The following is a 16,164-nucleotide window of genomic DNA, read 5'->3' as shown; positions in this document are numbered from 1 at the left end:
GGCTACCACACTTCCATTATATAACGGTTTCTTATCGCAGCCAGTAATAGGTTGCATCCGCCGCATTAGCCGGTATCTAATAACTAAGTGCTCCTTGCTCATAAGGTTTTCTCCGCCCCTATCGTTATAATATGAATATTAGGGGGAAGGGAGATCATTTGCGGATCGATGACCTCTTAGAGACCAAGTTCACAAGTTCGCTGATGGACCTTCCCACGGCCACCCCGGACTCTTCCAAGGCCTGAATCTTCTCTCCGGCACCGCCTCTCCCCCGGGAGACGATGGCCCCGGCGTGCCCCATGCGGCGCGATGGCGGAGCGGAGACGCCAGCTACGTAGGCGAAGACGTCCACCTCGCCCAGCTCCTTTATCATCAGCGAGGCCTCCTCTTCCATCTGGCCTCCGATCTCGCCTATGAGGACGATGCCGGAAAGGTTCCGTTCCAGCACCATCTCCAGCGCTTCCTTCATGTTCGTTCCCAGAAGGCGGTCCCCGCCCAGGCCCAGGACCACGTCCTGCCCCAATCCAGCCGAGCTGAGGGCCTGGACCACCTCATAGGTCAGGGTCCCACTGCGAGAGATTATGGCCAGGCCCCCTTCAAAGAAGATGCGATTGGGCATCACCCCCATCTTGCTCTCGCCCACCAGACAGAGCCCCGGGCAGTTAGGCCCAAGTATGGCCACGCCCTCCTTCCTGGCCCTGGCCATGAATTCCATGGAATCATGGACCGGAGTCCTTTCGGTGATTACGACCATGGCCTCCAGGCCGGCCTCGATCCCTTCCACCACCGCCTCCTTGACCCGAGGGGCGGGAACAAAAACGACGCTTGCCGTAGCCCCGGTCTGCGCCACCGCCTTTTCCACGGTATCGAAGACCGGGACGCCTTGCACGGAATATCCGCCCTTCCCCGGGGTGACCCCGGCGACTATGCGCGTCCCGTACTCCAGCATCAGCTCGGTATGCCGCCTGCCCTGCTGCCCCGTTATCCCCTGAACCATCACCTTGTGGCTGCGGAGCAGCGCCGGTCCGTTCAAGATCTCACCTTCACTGCCTGCAGGCAGGCCTCCTCCAGATCGAGATGGACGTTGAAACCGGCCAGGCGAAGCATGCTGGCGGCCTCCTCCTCGTTATTACCCCTCAGCCGAACCACGGTCCGAGCCTTGACGTTCCGGTCCACGACCGTCACCATGAGCGCCTCGGCTACGGTGTCGCATTTGGTTATCCCTCCGAAGATGCACACTAGCAGCGATCTCACTCTCCCCCTGGCCAGATCGTACGATAGCAATCCAAGGGCGTCCGATATCCGGTTGGGATCGTCCGTACCGCCCAGGTCCAGGAAGGTCCCGCCCTTCCCTCCCAGGCGCTGCAGCGTGTCCAGGGCGGCCATGGTCAGCCCTGCACCGTTGGCAAGGACACCGATATCCCCTGACAGCTCCACCATGTTAAACCCCCTGTCCCTGGCCAGGGTTTCCAGTTCCGTGAGCTCTCTGGTGGATAAACTGGCCATCTTAGGGTGACGGTACAAGGCCTCGTCGTCTATGATCATCTTGGCGTCCGCGGCGATGGCCTTGCCCGCCTCGGTGACCATCAGGGGATTTATCTCCACCAGTTCGCAGTCCATCTGCCGGAACAGCTTCCACATGGAGGAGATGGTGGAGCGCACATCATCCAGTCCCGGGCCGTCCCGCATCAGGAACTGCGAAGCCTGGTCCAGGACCGAGGGGGGCAGGGATTCCAGGGGGTCCAAGGTCCATCGTTTGATGGTATGGGCGGGCATGTTCTCCACGTCCATCCCTCCCGCACTGCCAGCTAATAGGACCGGGCAGCGCGTGGCCTGATTAATAGTTATGGCCAGATAGACCTCTCGACAAGCCTCCACCATCTCCTCGAGCAGCACGGCGTGCACCTTCATCCCCGCCACCCGCATCCCCAGAATGCGTTCGCTGGCCTCGAGGGCCTCCTCGCGGTGCAGGGCGGTGCGTACCCCTCCGGCCTTCCCCCTTCCTCCTCCAGTGGTCTGGGCCTTCACCATGAGGGGGAAGCGCAGGTTGTTCAAGGAACCCTCGATCCGATTAAGCTCCCTGAAGGCCAGACCTTGAGGGGTAGATATGTCGTACATCCTGAAGAGCTTCTTGGCCTCGTGTTCCAGTAGATTCATACCGACCCCTCTGGACCATTGTCCGGCGACCTAATTATTATTTGTCCAAATCGTGAAAAAAATCGAATCTGGGGGAGCAATTCAAAAGTTTATATAGGACCACATTTTATCGAAAGTCCATGGTCGTCCGAAGCCTTGCTGGGATGGACTTCGATTCCAATATCTACCTTCTGACCGGCGAGGACCCCATTTTAGTTGATGCGGGCACTGGCATGCATCACCAGGACGTCATGGATTGGCTGTCCCACACGGTGAAGAAGAGCAAGGTGCACCGCATCGTGCTCACCCACCGTCATTACGACCATACCGGGGGCGCAGCCGCTCTGGCCAAAGAACTGGGGGCCGAGGTCCTGGCCCATGTCGACGATGCCCGCCCAGTCAGGGAAGGAGACGCCAGCCAGACGCTCGCTTCCATGTTCGGTGCGCCCTCGCATCCTTTGGAGGTCACCGACCTGCACGGAGGAGAGGTGCTGAGCACTGGGGATTCGGATTTCGAGGTCATATTCACACCTGGGCACACCGCCGGAAGCCTCAGCCTCTGGGACAAGGAAAAGCGGGTGCTCGTACCAGGGGACACGGTGTTCATCGGCGGGGTCGGTCGCTGGGACCTGCCGAGCGGTAATTACGAACAGCTCGTGGGTTCCGTCAAAAAGCTTTTATCCCTGGCCCCTCAGGAGCTATATCCCGGGCATGGCGAATCATGCCAAAGCGGGGCTCAGGAAAACATCTTAGACGTGTTACACTACCTCGGGGAGTCTTGAATGGATATTATAAAATGCAAGGCCGTGAACGGCACTAACAGCCAGGTGTCCAAGCACGATATGGAACATGTGTTATCCTCGCTTCACTTCGGAAGGTTGATAGTCTATCCTACCGAGACGATTTATGGGTTAGGGGCGGACCCCTTCGATGAGACGGCGGTCAAGAGAGTTTACATAGCTAAGCGCCGGCCGTTCGACATGCCCCTTTCGATAGCGGTCCATGACATAAAGATGGCCGAATGTATCGCCGAGCTGGACGAGAACGTCTATCGTTTGGCCAAGGCATTCCTTCCCGGTCCGCTCACCCTGCTGGTCAAGAAGAAAGCGGTGCTCCCGGACATAGTCACAGCCTCATTTCCTGAGGTGGGCATCAGGGTCCCTGACCACCCCTTCGCCCTGCGCATGCTCGAGGAGTTCGGTCCCATAATCTCCACCAGCGCCAACGTGCACTCGCATCCCAATCCCACGTCCATCGAGACCGCCATCGCCGATCTCGGACAGAGCGTGTCCACCTATGTGGACTGCGGTCCATGCAAGGTCGGGATCCCTTCTACCATTGTACAGGTTATCGACGGGACCGTAGAGGTCATACGATATGGCGCTATTCCTAAAGAGAAGATCGAAAATGTACTTGTTGGATGATCACGCCCTGGACTGCATACGCAAGGCGGGGCGCCTGTCGGCCGAAGCTCGGGAGCTGGGCCGTTCCTTGGTGGGCGAAGGTGTCAAGCTTCGAGACGTCGCCGACCAGATGGAGCTCCACATCCTGGAACACGGAGGCTGCCTGGCCTTCCCGGTCAATATAAGCCTGAACGACATCGCCGCCCATTTCACCCCGAACTCCACTGACGACATCGCCTTCAGGTCCGGCGACCTTATCAAATTGGACGTGGGCGCCCAAGTTGACGGATATCTGGGAGATACTGCGACCACCGTGGAGGTATCCACCCGCAACTGGCAGCCGCTCATCCAGAGCTCGGTCCGCGCACTGGAGATGGCCCTGGAGATGGCCCAGGAAGGCATTTCCGTCGGCACTATCGGAGGCGTGATCGAACGCAGCATCAAAGAGAACGGGTTCCGTCCGGTCAGCAATCTCAGCGGGCATGAGATGAAGAGATACAACCTGCACGCCGGTCTTTCCGTCCCCAACATCGACGATGGTACGCTCACCAAGGTGCAGGGCAACATGCTCATAGCTATCGAACCTTTCGCTACTAACGGGCATGGTCAGGTGGCCAACGGCAAATCGGGAAACATCTACCGGGTGCTGCGCGACCGCCCGCTGAAGGACCAGGAAGCGCAGAAGTTCTTCGCCCGGGTCAAGGAGGAGTTCACCACCTTGCCCTTCTGCGAGCGCTGGTGCGATCGCTTCGAACCGGGATCCGCGCAGCACCTCAGGACCTTGCTGCGGCACGGGGTCATATCCACCTACCCGATCTTGGTGGAAACGCAGCACGGCATGGTTTCGCAGGCCGAGCACACCGTGCTGGCAGGAAATGGAAAGAACGAGATAACCACCATCTGACCATCGAATACATTTATTAAGGACGGCACTTTTATCCGGCCTCACGCGAGGGTAGCCAAGCTCGGTCAATGGCGCCAGAAGCGCCGACCAAAGGCGACAGACTCAAGATCTGTTCCTGCAGAGGTTCGCCGGTTCGAATCCGGTCCCTCGCACCATTCTTCTTTATGAAAAATGGCTTTGGTCCGCGCCTGATAACATTTTTAATATTGCACGGGGCATCAATCGTTGCTTCCGGGGGCTCCGCATGAAAGATGATGTTGACATGATGTTGGTCAACCTGCGCCGTTGGGACGAAAAGGCTCGATCCAATTGGAACTCCCGATATTACGATGTCAGCGTTTTCCTTCAGAAAAAGGACAGCCTGATGCCTGTAGAAAAGAGGGAGGTGGGCGAGGTCAAGGGAAAGGACCTCCTCCACTTGCAGTGCCATTTCGGCATGGATACTCTTTCTTGGGCCAGATTGGGTGCTAATGTAACTGGTATAGATTTCTCCCCAGAGGCAATAGCCTTGGCCAGGGAGCTGAGCGCAAGGGTCGGTCTGCCTGGCCGGTTCATCCAGGCCAACGTTTACGACCTGGACAAGATTCTTTCCAAGAAGTTCGACATTGTTTTCACCAGCTACGGAGTGCTGTGCTGGCTGCCGGATCTGAAGGAATGGGGCAGGCTAATCGCCGAACGATTGCGGCCGGGCGGGTTCTTCTACATCGTGGAGGGGCATCCGTTCGGTAACACCATAGACGACACCCGTTCCGACCGCTTTCAGACGGTCTATCCCTATTTCAGCGGCCCCCCGGTCAGGTTCGATGACGACCATCCCATGGACGAAGAGCACGAGTTCCAGAACAAGGAAAGGTACGAGTGGTTCCATCCCCTATCGGACATAGTCAACTCCCTGACGGCCGAAGATCTGCACATAGACTTCCTGCACGAGTTCCCCCAATGTTTCTTCCAGATGCATCCGGATATGGTGCAGAGAGAAGACGGTTACTGGTACTTTCAGAAAGGCGGGTTTGATGTTCCCATGCTCTTCTCGATCAAGGCCTCAAAACCAATAATATAAAATTAAAAAAAGGGGTTTCCGGGGTCTGACCCCAAACACGTTTACAGCAGTCCAATGATACCGACGATAATGGCGATGACACCGATTATGGTCTGGAACCTGCCTAGCCACTTGGCCAGCTTCTCCAAGCTCTTGCCCAATGCAGGGATGCTCGGGAGAATTCCCATGGCCAGGATTAAGCCCGCGATCAATGCGACGATTTCCTGCAGCCCAATTCCGTTGAGCATGAACACGATCGACACAATGATCATGACCACACCAATGATGGTCTGGAACCTTCCCAGCCACTTGGCCAGCTTTTCCAAGCTTTTACCTAATGCAGGTATACTAGTCAAAATTCCTATAGCCAGAATCAAACCCGCAATTATATTTAACAACGGTAATAACCAAGCCATTTTATTTACCTCCTGTAAAATTTGACATAAATCAATATTAGCGTTATAAATACTTGACGTATTCAACACAGGTGCTGGTCGATATAATATATAGGCGCACTTATCAGAATGTTTTTATTAAAATTGGCACGAGCTCGTAGGACCGCTTTGCACATCATGATAGATCGATGTTTTCTCAGTCACTGATTCCATCCACATTCCAACGCATTGGATTTATATCCCCGGGGCCTTGTCCCGTTAATAAGAAAAGTGCTTTGCTGATTTTGCAGGGCACCATGATATGAAGGTGCGATCGTGGCAGCGAAGAAGACCAAGGAGAGCAAGCCCAAGAGCGGCAGTAAAAGCAAAGAGTCCGAACCCGTACAGAAGGGGGAGATCATGGAACATGCCATACTGAGCAAGAACCCCATCCGCACCCTGATGTTCAAGGACCTCATGCTGCAGGAGATTGTCGACGGCCTCAAGGCCGAGCAGGTCTCCAAGGAGGACATGGAGGAGGTGCTGTTCCTTACCGTCACCAACGCGGTGCTGGAACGGATCGGGTTGAACCTGCCCGAAGAGCTGCTATTGATATTCCAGGAGAATCTGGACGACTATCTGGTCATAGCCTCGATCAACAACGAGCACCAGGTCGACCTCCTTTCCAAGTTCCGGGACGATTTCCTCGCAGCCCAGGGGGACAGCTTCGACGATGAAAGAGCCTTGATGGAGGCGCTGACGGCCTTTGAGGACAACTGGTGGAACTCGGCCAAGGACTTCCTCGGCGGCAGATCGCCCAACGACCTTATGAACGAGGCCAAGGAGAAGATGGAAGCCCCCGTCCACGAGGAGGGCTGCGACTGCGGATGCGGCGAAGACGAGGACAGCGGTTACTGGTCCGCACGCTCCTACATCATCCGGGACATGTGGTTCACTTCCATCCTCGAGAGCATGGCCAAGGAGTCCATGCCCTCGCCGCAGAAGAGGGAGCGCATATTCATGGCCCTGACCAACGCCCTGTTAGACCTGGTGGTCAACGTCATGCCCGACTTCATGAGCGACGACCTGTTCGAAGGGTTGGACCACAACCTGGAGCTGGGACTGGTCAACAAGGAGTCCAAGATCGATATCCTCGAGAAGTTCGAGGCCGCTCTGGTGGAGTTCGAGGGCAAGTGGTGGCAGACCGGCATGAAGGAGCTGGGCGACAAGAGCCCGGACGAGGCCATGCAGGCCATGGCCCGTAAGTACGGTCTCTGAAGGACGAGCGATGGCTAGCCACCTTTGGCAGACCTCGGCCCCGGCCAAGGTGATATTGCTGGGGGAGCACGCAGTGGTCTATGGGCAGCCGGCGGTCTCGGTGGCCATCGGCCTGCGTTTACGATGTAACGTCCGGCCGGCGCAATCATCCAGCCTCAACGGCATGCCCCTGGTGCCCGAGAACTACTCCTACGTGTCCGCCTGCCTGGAAAAGAGAAAGGCCGGGCCGACGGCAGTAACCACCAGCTCCGATTTTCCCTCGGGGTCCGGTCTGGGGTCATCGGCCGCGGTGACCGTGGCGCTTCTGGCCGCCCTATCCCGGCAGCAGGGCGGGTGGAAACAGGATACGGTGGCAAAGGAGGCCTTCGAGGTCGAATGTCAGGTCCAGGGGCGGGCCAGCCCTATCGACACATCCACATGCACCCACGGAAGGGCCATACTGGTCAGGCCGAAACCTGGAGACGACATGCTCTGGGAGATGTCCTTGGATACAAGGAGGTGGTGCGTGCACGACCTCAAGGTGCCGGACATGACCCTGGTGGTCGGGTTCACCGGCCGGTCCGCGCCCACCGGTCCGCTGGTGGCCAAGGTCAAGAGGTACGTGGACCACACCAACTTTGCCCGCGAGGTCGTGGAGGAAATAGGCCAGATCACCGAGGAAGGGGTCCAGTGCCTCAATAGGAACGACCTGGAGTCATTAGGGCGCATCATGACCAGGGACCACAAACTGCTGGCCATACTAGGCGTATCGTCCCCGGAGCTGGACAAGCTGGTGGCCGCCGCGCTCCCGTATTCCTACGGGGCCAAGCTGACCGGCGCTGGCGGCGGAGGCAGCATAGTGGCATTGACGGACCGGCCGGAGAAGGTCATCGAGGCCATAAAGAACAAGGGCGGCCAGCCGTTCGCCACCGTCACCAACGTTCCTGGTGTAAAAGAAGAATGAAGAGGTTTGGTGAACGGTTCAGATCATATCCTCGAACTCCTTGACCAGCTCCGGATGCTGCTCCTTGATGGCGATGAGTATGTTGTGCACCGACATCTTAGTTACGTTGGCCGTGGACAACGTGTCGATCACCCCGTCCAAGGTCTTGTCGGATATGGTCACCAATTTCTCTTTGGCCATCCAGTTGCGCCAGAGCCGGTTCTCCATAGCGTCGCGCCATTTCTTGTCGTAGGGCATGAGCGCGCTCTCACTGAAGTCGTTGGCCTGGACGCAATCGCCCAGCACCTCTCCGGCGAACTTACCGGCCAGCAGTCCATTGACGATGCCGCCGCCGGTGATGGGGTCGATTAAGCGTGCCGCATCTCCTACCAGCAGTAGTCCGTTCATCACCGATTGTTCCACTGGCGGGGAGACGGAAACGCCTCCGGCCAAGGCCTCCAGCGGCTGCCCCTGGCTGAGCCGGGGGTCGCTCTTGATCCAGGTATCCAAGTAATGCTTGACATCCCCTGGTTTCTTGAGCTTGGTGGCCAGGACGCCGATGCCCACGTTGGCCGTGTCATCGCCCTTGGGGAATATCCATATGTATCCTCCCGGGGCCACAGAACCGAGCACGAACTCGCAATAGTCCGGTTCGGTCTTTAGGTTGGCCATGCGGTACTGGTAGCAGGTGGTGATGTCCCCGACCTTCAGAGAGGTGTCTATCCCGGCCCAGCGGGCTACCTGGGACTCGAAACCGTCAGCGGCCACCACGCAGCCGGCAGTGAGCTTGAGCGGTTCGCCTTCGCGCCGGGCCTTTACTCCCACGACCTTGTCGCCCTCCTTGATGACGTTCACGGCCGAGGTCTTGAGCCAGATCTCAGCGCCAGCTCGGGCGGCGTCCGCGGCCATGGCCTTGTCGAACAGGTGTCTCTCCAAGACCATGCCCACCTCGTTCCCGGCCTGGCTCTCGTCTATGCGGAACACATGGCCACCTGGGGACACCAACTTGGCCCCGGCCATGTACGCGGAGACCCAACGATTGTCCACGGCCACTCCGGCCTTCTCCAAGCCCTTGCGGTTGACGCCCTCGGCGCAACGTAGGGACGAACCGATCTCCTGGCGCTTCTCGATTATCAGAACGCGGGCGCCCTTCTTGGCCGCGTGCTTGGCGGTCATGCTCCCGGCCGGCCCGGCGCCGACCACGATCACGTCGTAATCGGTCTTCATTTCTTTCCCTCCATCTTCAGTGCCCCGACCGGACACAATCTCACGCACCGGCCGCACTTGTTGCACTTCTCGTTGAACTCCAGCACTACCTCGTTGAGATAGATGGCGTTCTGGGGGCAAGAACCCACGCAAGCGCCGCAATGCATGCACTTCTCTATGTTGACCATCATGGATACGACACCTCTCTATGTGTACTCAGTTCCCCTGGTCCGCCTCCACTCCTCGATCGGGATGGCGAACTTCTTCTCCACCTGCTCGCGGTAGGTGGGGCCGCCATTGTAGGCGCAGAACGGTATGATCCGTCCGTCCGGCACCACATAATGGATGGCACAGCGCTTGACCCTTTCGATGTCGTAGTTGTACAGGTCCTGGAAGTGCATCCCACCGAGGAACATCATCTTCCAGGAGAACTTGGACAGGGACTGCTTGGACTGGTCGCCCATGACCGCCGAGAGCAGCTTCAGGAAGGACATAGTGTCCAAACCCTCAGGCATCTTGTCCTCATGGATGTACTTCTTCAGCAGGGAGTAAGCCTTCAGCTTGGATGGGAGCTTGACCTTGGACTTATCCGCCTTCTTGGACAGTTCGTACAGCTCCTTGAATAAAGGTTCGACGTCTACGAAGTGCGTCAAAGGCACGACGTGGTCCTTGTCCTGGACGAACAGGTAGGTGGCCAATCCGCAGTGCGGATGGGTGGTGAAAGTGACCTTCGGTTCATCCAAAATGGCCGTGGCCAGGGTGGAGATAGGCACTACGCTGGGCACAGGGAACCAATCGGACTTTACAATCTGTCCTTTGGTCTGGGCCTCAAGGTCCTTAGCCAAGTCGGGCAAGGTGTATCTCTGCTTGGCCAGATCGTCCCTGTTGATCCTTCCGGTGAAGGCCACGGGCTGGAAGTTGATCCCCCTTATCACATCGGAGTTCTCCAATGCGTAATGGTAAATAGGGCCGATCTGGTCCTCATTCAGTCCCTTTACCACGACAGGCACCAGGACGATTGAAGGCCGCTTCTCCAGCTTTCTCACGTTCTCAATGACCTTCATCTTGACATCGAGCATCTTCCTGTTCCTCGTCACCATGTAGATATCGTCCTTCATGCCGTCGAACTGCAGGTAGATGGTGTTCAAGCCAGCCTCGGCCGAAGCCTTCAGGAACTCGAAATCGTTGGCGAACATGAGACCATTGGTGGCGACCTGGATCTGGGCAAATCCCATCTCCTTTGCTTTCTTGACCACCTCGACGAACTGCGGGTAGATGGTAGGCTCTCCGCCAGCGAACTGTATAGCAGGGCAGGGGACCGGCCTGCTGTCCCGTAAGACCTGCATCATCTTCACGACCTCGTCGAAGCTCGGTTCGTAAACATAACCGGCCTGGTTGGCGTTGGCGAAGCAGATCGGGCACTTCATGTTGCAGCGGTTGGTGAGGTCCAGGTTGGCCAACGCGGTGTGGCTCAGGTGGAGGTCACAAAGGCCGCATTCATTGGGACAGACCTTGGCATGGGGTATGAGTGGATTCTCCACTCCCACGCCGTCAAAAGCGAACTGCTCTGACTTGAGATACATCTCGACGTCGGACCAGATTGTATCGACGAAATGCCCATGTTCTGGGCAGGTCTTCTCCATGACCACCTTGCCATCCTTTTCCAGCAAGGTAGCCGATATGATCTTCCTGCATTCTGGGCACAGGGATTCCGTCTTCTTCGGCAACCCTTTGGGTAATGAACTCTCTTTAGCAAACGTGATTGCACCCCAAGCCTCATACCATAAAGCGCAAATATAATATTTATGTAGCTGAAGGAGCTACATATTGTTCTATGAACATAATAGACGTTCTCCGGCTGGATATCGAGGATATCGAGAAGGAATTCAATCAGATCTCTGTCATCCTCAGCAACATCGGCCTGACGAGTTATGAATCGAGGGCTTACGTCGCTCTGATCCTTAAGAGCCACGGGACGGCCGAGGAGGTGGCCGAGCTAGCCATGATCCCCCGGACATCTGCCTACAAGGCCCTTATCTCACTGAAGGAAAAGAAGTTCGTCGAAGAGGCCGGTGGAAGGCCAGCCATGTACCACCCTGTGCCCCTGGAGGAGACCCGCACTCAGGTATTGAACGAGATCGAAGGTGTCTTCAACAAATTGAACTCGATCAAGGGGCTGCTCAGCGAGAAGGGCACGCCAGAGCTGGTCTACACCATCACCGGTAGAAAAAAGGTGCTGTTCAAGATCGGTGAGATGCTGGACTCTTCGAAGAGAACGTTCATAATATCCTCTCCCAAGATGCAAGACATCCGGTCCGAGCACGCCGACCGCTTCAAGGAGGCGGTCAAGCGCGGTGTGCTGGTCACCATCGTCACCGAACCCGCGGTCAAGGTGCCCGAGGCCACCGAAGTATACCGGCATAAAGGCCTGATCGCCACGGATGTAATCGTTGACAGCAGCCGAGCTATGATCGCCTCCGAGGACCTGAACCTGTGCGGGTTCTCCGACAATCCGCTCATCGCGGTCCATCTGGAGAACTTCCTGCATATGGTCAAAGGAATGAACGATAAGTAATCTGATTGTAGCTCTGACCCTTTTAATGCCCCCGGTCATTGGCACGATGGATGACCGGCAGAACCCTCGTCAGAAAGCTATCTGGGGACAAGAGAGGCCAGATGCCATTCTCAATCATTGCGATCGTCCTTATAATTGTCTCCAGCCTTTCGGCGGCGGTCATCGCCGACATGCGAGAAAAATCCGCTCAAGCCACATTGACGGCGGACGAACTACAGGAAATGGCCGATATTAGCCTGGAGATCGAAGAGTTCGTCGACAGTATGGCCTACCAGGCCATGGTGGGGTGTTGTATCGGCGACACGATTAACGAGAGTGGGATGGTAGCATCGTTTAAGACAACTCTGGCTACGTCGCTGAACGGAACATATCCATTGGAACGTTCCGGTCATCTCGTCGAGGTCGATGTGGATTCAGTGCGTCTATCGTTCCTACGTCTCGCTGTCTCCGATGAAAGTGGAACCGAAGGAAAATGGCAAGGGGAATTCGTTCCAGCATATGTTGGGCTCACAGGAACTTTTCAAGTGACCGTTTGGTCCGACAAAGGAAGGCTGACCAGAAATTATTCGGTCGCGGACGAGGTCAAGGTCCCCTGGCCCCTACTGAAGGATCGTCTCCAAACGTTCGATTCTGCAGTAGGGGACGGGCTGGGCGAACTGAGCGAATTGACCCGGGAAATGCTGGATACTCTATGCGCCTATCGTACCTTGCAAGGTTGGGGTTCGTCCACGGCATCGGATGGACACAGCATAAGAGATCTGATAACCGAACAAGATGCGACCAATGCCCTGTACCTCGGCTTGGTCATGCTCCAGTTCAAATCTTTCCGCAACGCCACACCCTGCCTTGGCATGTCCACAAGTTACATGGATGCACAGCACTGTTGGGATTATGTCAAAGGATTTATGAGCTTAGGGGGGTCCATCGATCCAGCGGACATCTTCCTGGGAATGTACGGTTATGGTCAGATTGATTGGAGGGAGGTATTCTCCCAGACGTTATATGCGGACATGGACCGCATCATTCTTAGGTGGATGGAGCACTGCCACATCATCGATACGATAAACTTGGCCGAAGAGGCGGTCGAGAGCATCGTATTCACTATAAACGACATAATCAATTATGCTACCGGAGAAGACCTGGCCGAAGGCCATTTCAAGAGCTGGCTCGAAAATAAATTTCAGGAAGCGGGTGTACCGGATGCCCTTTATCGCTACATGTTCGTCGATGGACCCGAAACCAAGGTCAAAGCTCCTACATACACCCTCGAACTAACGGACTCCGAAGGCGAAACCTTCCTCATCGATGTCCAGGGGACGGTGGAGATCGATTTTCCGGTAGTTGATGTGATGGAATGGGGTGGGTGGGGGGATTTCCATGAGCAATACAAGAAAGGGACCCACGAGATCCTCAACAAGCTTCAAGATTCGATCGCGATCATGGCCGAGAGCATCGGTCGCTCAATGTGCCTGCCCATAAAATCTCTTGACCTGGACCCGACCGATGGCAAATCATTCTTTGAGGAGGTACGTTCCTTGCTCAAGGAAGCCCTGAATAATAAGGAAGAATGGCTGCGACCCGCCCTTACCGCGGCTGAACGATACACATCCAACATCGACCCTCTGGTCGAAGCCACCGAGGCTGAGTTCCTGACCGAGAAGGACGATATATTGCAACGGTCCAGCTCGTTGTCTTCAGCGTTCCGCACAGCAGCGGAGCAGCTAATGGACAACGTCCAGGCATCCAATCCTGATATGGACATGCCCTGGGAGGAGAACGTATTGCGCATCGAACAGGCTTTAGCTACCGATCAGGGATGGGCACTGACGGACCGTATCGTCGAAGAGTATGATTCTCACGCATCTCAGCTGACCGCGCATTTCCTTCAGGGATTGGACTATCGGCCTACCGTTTCAGGTCATCGAGACTCCATTATTGCTGAGATAATCGCCAGGACCGGAGATCCGCTGGCCGGTCTGGGAGTGGTCATCTCCAATGATGTGGAAGATCTGTTAGATGAGATGTCCGATGGCATGGACCTTCGGGGTGGCGTCAAAGAGATAGAGATACCACAGAGCGACCATTTCATTTTGATTGGAGATGACGGACGCTCGTATCAAGAAACATTGAATGTTGAGGTGGAATACCCTTCATGTGACAGCTCTGGCCTTCAACTGTCGATCGCCGATCCATGTTCTTACAGCGGGCAGGACGGTAGGTACCCTCAATTGCATGATACTGACCTGGTAAAAATGAAATGGGCTTCATATCAGTCCGTATGGGGTCTTTACTGTTCCGGGGTTGTCGGAGTCAGTATTTCTCCGGGGGGCGAATCAGGGGCGGTCCTCCCATTGAAGCTAGATAGTGACGTCTCATTGATGATATCCCAAACAGCATCCGCAACCACCGGTCATCCCCTGGCAGGAGTGAACTACCTCAACATAAACACAATCAGCGATAATCTGGCCAAAGTAATTGATGAGGTATTTCGTCCTCTCCGGGACGGCATAGAAGCGCTTTCAGCTGGCGTACAGGACATATATCGATTGTTGGAAGGCACGGTCGAAAGATTGCTCGACATGGGCACAACGGCCATCGACCTACTAGCCGAGGCCATGCAAGTATTGGTGGAGCAGGTCCAACGGTTCATCCGGGCAGCGGTCCTGGGAGATAAAGCCAGTGCCGTTGAGACCGTGGCCAACATACTTGGCCAACAGACATACCAATTGAGCATTTTCGGTGTAGGGCTGACCATCAAACTAAAACCAAAGGACATGGCCTACAAGGAGGTTGGCGTTCCGGCATCCATTACATTATCCTTCGAGGCGGGTGATTGCTCCATATCGGTCACCTCCCGTCTAATAAAAGGATCGAACGGCTACGGCTTCCTGGCAAATGCTACATTAATAGGCAACGACTGGTCGGTCTTCATGGTCGTCGACCCGTTCATGGATGTATTCCGGCATATGGTAGAAGTTCGCGGGATCATCGACGGCTCCTGCATAGAACTTGCGATGCCGGAGGTGGTCAGCTATCAGAAGATATCATTTGCCCTATCCGACATTCCAGGGGTTGGAACGCTGCTATCCAGCATCCCTACCCCCATTCCAGGTATGAAAGGTAGCGTGGACGCAGGGATATATGTGAGGATACTAACTGGCCGCACCGATTCCGTGGTCATCAACGAATACGAGCTCAATCCAGCTGGTGAGGACTATGGGCGGGAGTGGGTGGAACTGTACAATCCCACATCCGAAGCAGTTGACCTGGCCGGATGGACGCTCGAAACGTTACACGGGATTCAGGAGATTGGTTCAATGGGAAAAGTGGTCATAATGCCTCGGGAACGGTTCACATACGTCTTCACCGGGCAGGCTCTTGACAACCAGGGGAGTAGATTCCCATCCGAAGAATGCATCGTCCTTCTCGACAGTGATGGACGTAGGGTGGACAGCACTCCTTTCGCCACCGACTATTGGAACGATGAGCGAACCTGGCAGAGAGCTCAGGACGGAGCTGATCGGTGGGAGTTCCAGAACGGGACCAGGGGGCGCAGCAACGGCCGGGACCCATTTTCAGTGCTGGACCTGACCCCCCTGCAGGATATTTTCATCACCGCGGTCATCGAATCGCTTAACCAGTTGAGCTCAGGGCCAATGACCATGCAGGCGCTTTCCGAGACGCTCACCTCCGCCCTGCTCCACACGGCGCAAAGGCTCGCGGCCAGCCTGCTCAGCAAAGAGGTCGAGGTCGGAGCGTTCGTAGAAGTGGCAGCAGCCGACTATTCCTCGGCAGCCAAGGTGGGGATGCGCATGGAGCTGTCGTTACGCTGCGGGACGCTGGGAGAAATACTTGGTAAACTGGGGCGCACAGCTGCCGCCCTGGTCATGGGGTTCGGAAACCCATTCCAGACGTCCTCCGATGACCTATTGTCCGGGGAGGAAGTATGGATAAGCATCTCCACCTTCGGTTCGATGGATTTGCCAGATATGGTATCCGTCCCTGGCGTCAATACGAAGGTCAAGTGCGTGACCTCCATGAACGCTAACCTAGCCATGCTCTCCGTGATCTTCGGGGAGAAGGGGGCAGGGTGGGGAATGGAATGCGGTGCGGCGATATGTGGTATCCCTTCCGGTGCTGTGCCATCCTTTAATGCCCCCGCGGGATCGATCATCGACGTATGGATATGCAAGGCCAGCATTAATGACGTGGGAACTTAATTGAGAGGTGAGGATCAAATTCGATACCCGCATATAGCTTCAGATCAGAACTCGACTTAACCGATATCTTATCTATTGGCAAAGGATATTGGAGAACGAGGTAATAC

At 56.0% G+C, this 16,164-nt stretch carries 14 protein-coding genes and 1 tRNA gene; 9 read left to right on the top strand and 6 right to left on the bottom strand.

Translation table 11 applies throughout. From position 1 onward, the window contains the following. Window positions 1-154: 154 nt before the first annotated feature. The gene (sucD, locus tag NT131_05400) at window positions 155-1,033 is read right to left on the bottom strand and encodes a succinate--CoA ligase subunit alpha (GenBank protein ID MCX6651075.1); all 879 of its coding nucleotides are present in this window, start codon (window positions 1,031-1,033) and stop codon (window positions 155-157) included. Beyond that, window positions 1,030-2,157 carry a succinate--CoA ligase subunit beta gene (locus tag NT131_05395; protein ID MCX6651074.1) on the bottom strand — a complete coding sequence of 376 codons (1,128 nt, stop codon included), beginning with the start codon at window positions 2,155-2,157 and terminating at the stop codon, window positions 1,030-1,032. Before NT131_05395 ends, sucD begins: the two co-directional genes overlap by 4 nt. A gap of 119 nt (window positions 2,158-2,276) precedes the next feature. Between NT131_05395 and NT131_05390 the strand changes: the two genes are divergently transcribed. The 5 genes from NT131_05390 (at window position 2,277) to NT131_05370 (ending at window position 5,503) form a co-directional block, all read left to right on the top strand. Beyond that, window positions 2,277-2,918 carry an MBL fold metallo-hydrolase gene (locus NT131_05390; protein ID MCX6651073.1) on the top strand — a complete coding sequence of 214 codons (642 nt, stop codon included), beginning with the start codon at window positions 2,277-2,279 and terminating at the stop codon, window positions 2,916-2,918. Further along, complete coding sequence (locus NT131_05385; protein MCX6651072.1) at window positions 2,919-3,560, top strand: L-threonylcarbamoyladenylate synthase; 642 nt, start codon at window positions 2,919-2,921, stop codon at window positions 3,558-3,560. Continuing rightward, a complete protein-coding gene (map, locus tag NT131_05380) occupies window positions 3,544-4,443 on the top strand; it encodes a type II methionyl aminopeptidase (protein MCX6651071.1) in 900 nt (299 codons plus the stop codon). The genes NT131_05385 and map overlap by 17 nt, the downstream gene beginning before the upstream one ends. A gap of 45 nt (window positions 4,444-4,488) precedes the next feature. Continuing rightward, a tRNA-Leu gene (locus NT131_05375) sits at window positions 4,489-4,598 on the top strand. 89 nt (window positions 4,599-4,687) lie between these two features. Beyond that, window positions 4,688-5,503, top strand: a complete 816-nt coding sequence (locus tag NT131_05370; GenBank protein ID MCX6651070.1) for a class I SAM-dependent methyltransferase — start codon at window positions 4,688-4,690, stop codon at window positions 5,501-5,503. A 41-nt stretch (window positions 5,504-5,544) separates the two neighbouring features. Here NT131_05370 and NT131_05365 read toward each other — a convergent pair whose 3' ends face one another. Further along, entirely contained in the window at window positions 5,545-5,808 is a 264-nt protein-coding gene (locus NT131_05365) for a hypothetical protein (protein ID MCX6651069.1), read from the bottom strand. 384 nt (window positions 5,809-6,192) lie between these two features. Here NT131_05365 and NT131_05360 point away from each other — a divergent pair, with 384 nt between their 5' ends. Both NT131_05360 and mvk read left to right on the top strand, forming a co-directional pair. Beyond that, window positions 6,193-7,134: a hypothetical protein gene (locus tag NT131_05360; protein MCX6651068.1), complete on the top strand. Its 942-nt coding sequence runs from the start codon at window positions 6,193-6,195 to the stop codon at window positions 7,132-7,134. Between the two features lie 10 nt (window positions 7,135-7,144). Next, window positions 7,145-8,077 (top strand): mevalonate kinase, encoded by a 933-nt coding sequence (gene mvk, locus NT131_05355; protein ID MCX6651067.1) that lies wholly within the window; start codon window positions 7,145-7,147, stop codon window positions 8,075-8,077. Between the two features lie 18 nt (window positions 8,078-8,095). On the opposite strand, the gene NT131_05350 is transcribed toward mvk, so the two are convergent. Genes NT131_05350 through NT131_05340 form a run of 3 tightly spaced genes read right to left on the bottom strand, consistent with a single transcriptional unit; the run spans window position 8,096 to window position 10,989 of the window. Beyond that, window positions 8,096-9,283 carry an NAD(P)/FAD-dependent oxidoreductase gene (locus NT131_05350; protein ID MCX6651066.1) on the bottom strand — a complete coding sequence of 396 codons (1,188 nt, stop codon included), beginning with the start codon at window positions 9,281-9,283 and terminating at the stop codon, window positions 8,096-8,098. Continuing rightward, window positions 9,280-9,453 carry a 4Fe-4S binding protein gene (locus NT131_05345; GenBank protein ID MCX6651065.1) on the bottom strand — a complete coding sequence of 58 codons (174 nt, stop codon included), beginning with the start codon at window positions 9,451-9,453 and terminating at the stop codon, window positions 9,280-9,282. Before NT131_05345 ends, NT131_05350 begins: the two co-directional genes overlap by 4 nt. A gap of 15 nt (window positions 9,454-9,468) precedes the next feature. Next, on the bottom strand, window positions 9,469-10,989 hold the full coding sequence (locus tag NT131_05340) for a radical SAM protein (protein MCX6651064.1): 1,521 nt from the start codon (window positions 10,987-10,989) through the stop codon (window positions 9,469-9,471). A 107-nt stretch (window positions 10,990-11,096) separates the two neighbouring features. On the opposite strand from NT131_05340, the gene NT131_05335 reads away from it, so the two are divergent. Beyond that, window positions 11,097-11,837, top strand: a complete 741-nt coding sequence (locus tag NT131_05335) for a hypothetical protein (protein MCX6651063.1) — start codon at window positions 11,097-11,099, stop codon at window positions 11,835-11,837. Window positions 11,838-11,887: 50 nt separating this feature from the next. After that, window positions 11,888-16,057, top strand: a complete 4,170-nt coding sequence (locus NT131_05330; protein MCX6651062.1) for a lamin tail domain-containing protein — start codon at window positions 11,888-11,890, stop codon at window positions 16,055-16,057. Window positions 16,058-16,164: the final 107 nt, after the last annotated feature.

The organism is Methanomassiliicoccales archaeon, assembly GCA_026394395.1.
Taxonomy (GTDB): Archaea; Thermoplasmatota; Thermoplasmata; order Methanomassiliicoccales; family UBA472; genus UBA472.
Note: the sequence above shows the minus strand (reverse complement) of the source record. Positions and strands in the feature narration are given on the sequence as shown.

What these genes read in the sequence shown, in the direction of transcription:
- NT131_05395 (MCX6651074.1), bottom strand. Translation starts at nt 2,157, where the DNA reads ATGAATCTACTGGAACACGAGGCCAAGAAGCTCTTCAGGATGTACGAC.
- NT131_05390 (MCX6651073.1), top strand. Translation starts at nt 2,277, where the DNA reads ATGGTCGTCCGAAGCCTTGCTGGGATGGACTTCGATTCCAATATCTAC.
- NT131_05385 (MCX6651072.1), top strand. Translation starts at nt 2,919, where the DNA reads ATGGATATTATAAAATGCAAGGCCGTGAACGGCACTAACAGCCAGGTG.
- map (MCX6651071.1), top strand. Translation starts at nt 3,544, where the DNA reads ATGTACTTGTTGGATGATCACGCCCTGGACTGCATACGCAAGGCGGGG.
- NT131_05370 (MCX6651070.1), top strand. Translation starts at nt 4,688, where the DNA reads ATGAAAGATGATGTTGACATGATGTTGGTCAACCTGCGCCGTTGGGAC.
- mvk (MCX6651067.1), top strand. Translation starts at nt 7,145, where the DNA reads ATGGCTAGCCACCTTTGGCAGACCTCGGCCCCGGCCAAGGTGATATTG.
- NT131_05350 (MCX6651066.1), bottom strand. Translation starts at nt 9,283, where the DNA reads ATGAAGACCGATTACGACGTGATCGTGGTCGGCGCCGGGCCGGCCGGG.
- NT131_05345 (MCX6651065.1), bottom strand. Translation starts at nt 9,453, where the DNA reads ATGATGGTCAACATAGAGAAGTGCATGCATTGCGGCGCTTGCGTGGGT.
- NT131_05335 (MCX6651063.1), top strand. Translation starts at nt 11,097, where the DNA reads ATGAACATAATAGACGTTCTCCGGCTGGATATCGAGGATATCGAGAAG.
- NT131_05330 (MCX6651062.1), top strand. Translation starts at nt 11,888, where the DNA reads ATGACCGGCAGAACCCTCGTCAGAAAGCTATCTGGGGACAAGAGAGGC.